This window comes from Clostridia bacterium (genome assembly GCA_012841935.1).
Taxonomy (GTDB): Bacteria; Bacillota; Peptococcia; order DRI-13; family DTU073; genus DUTS01.
In genome coordinates this window covers 1-3,031 of sequence record DUTS01000058.1, presented here as the reverse complement: position 1 = coordinate 3,031, position 3,031 = coordinate 1, and the positions used below count along the sequence as shown (strand labels likewise).

At 34.0% G+C, this 3,031-nt stretch carries 3 protein-coding genes; all 3 read right to left on the bottom strand.

The window, feature by feature from the left end; genetic code table 11:
- The coding region (locus tag GX687_03380) for an MBL fold metallo-hydrolase (GenBank protein ID HHX96491.1) at window positions 1-643 on the bottom strand (643 nt) is incomplete at its 3' end.
- Between the two features lie 52 nt (window positions 644-695).
- Window positions 696-2,063: a voltage-gated chloride channel gene (locus GX687_03375; protein ID HHX96490.1), complete on the bottom strand. Its 1,368-nt coding sequence runs from the start codon at window positions 2,061-2,063 to the stop codon at window positions 696-698.
- Window positions 2,060-2,707: a hypothetical protein gene (locus GX687_03370; protein ID HHX96489.1), complete on the bottom strand. Its 648-nt coding sequence runs from the start codon at window positions 2,705-2,707 to the stop codon at window positions 2,060-2,062. Before GX687_03370 ends, GX687_03375 begins: the two co-directional genes overlap by 4 nt.
- Window positions 2,708-3,031: the final 324 nt, after the last annotated feature.

The window sequence follows — 3,031 nt, the reverse complement described above, 5'->3', positions numbered from 1 at the left end:
GACTAGCAATATTTAAATGCATACCAGCAACTAACGTATTAATGTTTTTACTGGGAAATAATTTTTTAGCCTGATTTAAACAATTAGCTACACCAGGATGGCTACAGCCCAAGAAAATACATAAACCACCCGCTACATTAAAAATCAACATTTGCTCATCCTCTAATAAATCCGGAGTTTGCTTATCAGCTTGATAAAATCCGGGAGTCACTGTTTCAAACTCAACAGTCTGGGGAATATTTCCACAAAGAATAACCCCAGGCATAATTTGATAATAATCTTGTGTTTGAACTAATTTAAATTCCGAAGACCAACCCAAACCCACCTCCTGGAAATTACCATCAGGCATAATTTTATAACGTTTTCCCAGTGCCTTTTCATGAACATAAACTAAAGGCAACTGATCAGGATTGGGAAAATAATTTAAACCCCCACCATGATCATAATGTCCATGGCTAATTATTAAATGATCTGTTTTTGTCAAATCCAAACCCATCTTCTGAGCATTGTGTAAATAAACAGCAGATTGCCCGGTATCAAAAAGAAAATCACCCTTGACAGTTTCAATAAAAATAGACAGCCCATGTTCAGCCAAAAGTCCTCGTTTACTAACGCGATTATCAGTTAAAATATTTACTTTCATGTTAGATAGATTCCCCTTTCCGGTTTGGTACCTCTATCCTACAATATTTTAACTAAAAAGTCTGCCGAAAATTCTCTTGTATTTTTTTAAAAAACACACCTAATTTTTTTATTCTAAAAATTAATTTACCTGGTCCAGTACAAACTTGAGCTTTTGGCAAACTCCCCAAATCTGCCATTAAAGGCAATTGTAAAGAAGCACTTTTGGTCATCCCCAATAATTGTGTGGGATAAACACTACGGTGTCCTGAAATTAAATAACTAACCGCACAAGCAGCCACAGCATATAAACTAGCTTCAGGACCAAAAATTTCAATAAACATAATTACTCCTGTTAACGGAGTATTATTAGCTCCTGCAAAAACGGCCACCATACCCAAAGCAGCAAACATTACCGGATCATAACCGCAAATAGCAGCAAAGGCACTACCGGCAGTAGAGCCAATAAACAAGATTGGTGTTAAAATACCACCACTACCACCCATACTTAAAGTTATGGAGGTAAACACTATTTTTAGCAAAAAGGCCGCTGGAAAAATAGTTTCACCATGAACTGCTTTTTCAATAACTTCAGTACCCAAACCCAAATAATCTTCCGAAGTTAAAAAAACTAATAAAATTAAAAGAGTACCACCGAGTAAGCCTTTTAAAGGTGCCCAAATCCTTATTTTTTTAGCACCATTTTCGCAAAAGGATAAAACCTCGACTAAAATTATAGCTACAATTCCGAAAAACAAGCCACTAAGCAAAACTTTTAAAAATAGACTTTCCTGAAAACCATCTACCAAATATAACTGTTTATAAAAATAAGATACACCACAATATTTTGTAGTTTGAAAACTAACAATCGCAGCCACCATTGTAGGGAAAAGCATTTCATGCATAATTTTTCCTAAAACAAGTACTTCCACCGCAAAAAGTGCCCCAGCAATTGGGGTACCAAAAACAGCCGCAAAACCAGCACTAACACCACAAATAACAATTTTCCGATAATCCTCTTGATTTACCTTTAAAACATTAGCCAAAGTAGAAGCCAAACCTGCCCCAATTTGTACACAGGGTCCTTCTTTACCAGCCGAACCACCAAACATGATAGTAATAATGGCAGTAATTAATTTTACCGGGGCAACTAAAATATTTATTTTACCCCCATCGTCATGAATGGCCCCAATCACTTTTTCAGTACCATGTCCTTCTGCTTCAGGAGCTAACCATTTAATCAAGAAACTGCTCAAAAATAAAGCTATAGGAAGTAATAAGAAATAATATTGTTTGGCAGCCGCTAACCTAATTCCCCCATCCAAGGCTATCAAAAACAAGGCTGCCCCAAGCCCAACTACAATGCCGGTAACAATGGAAAGAATGGTCCATTTAATTATACTAATTAAAAGAACCACTTCTTCCAAAGCTAATTTTTTCATCTATACCCCTCACCAACACCTGTTAATAAATTTACAATAGTCCCAACTTCTATAGTAGATGTCGCCAAATTAGAAACAAAAACATCCAACAAATCGGCACTTATCTCATCAAGATACCACTGTTTATCAATTTTAACCAACTTTAAATCCACACTTTTATCCCGAAAAGAATCTAAAGTAATCATCTGATACTTTTCCAAAATATTAGTAAATAGGGAATCTATTTCTCCGATATTCATTCCTTTTCCGTACAAAATAGCTGCTTCCATTTCTTCAATTATTTCCTGATGACTCTCTGCCAAAATTGTAATACCATTCACATAATTAAAATCTACCGTAACTACAGCCCGTTCTTTTTCCTTGACAACAGATTTTATTTCATAAGTAATTTTAGCGGCATTTTCTTTTAAATAATTATAAATATTTAACTGATAATAAAAATCGATTGTTTCAAAATACTGACACCACTTCTCTATTTCATCCTGTTTATCCAAAAATGGATTTATGTACTCCTTTAAAGTTACTAAATTAAAATCCTTGCCCATTTCAATAAAATCTTCAACGGTATTTTTGGGGCCAGAAGCCCAACAACCAACTAAAGAAAATACTAATATAATTGATAAAAGGCAGATAATTTTACGCAATTCATTTCCCTCCTTTACTCTCTTTAATTATAACAAACCTAGCCTACAAAACAACTACTCTCACAAATGAGCTTTCTGTGATGTGAACGTTTTTCCTATTACCTAAAAAAATAGCGTAATCTTTCTAAATCACTAAACTTTTCAATTTACTCTCACCCAAAAATATTTTGCATTCTTAATAATACTATATACTAGGGATGTAGGAGTTTCACCATTTTTATACCCTATTAAAGGGTTTTTCTTTTGGGGTAAAGATTTTTTAGCTGTTCCTGAAACATTAAAATATATCATTTTTTCATTCCTATAATTAATTCCATTTTAATT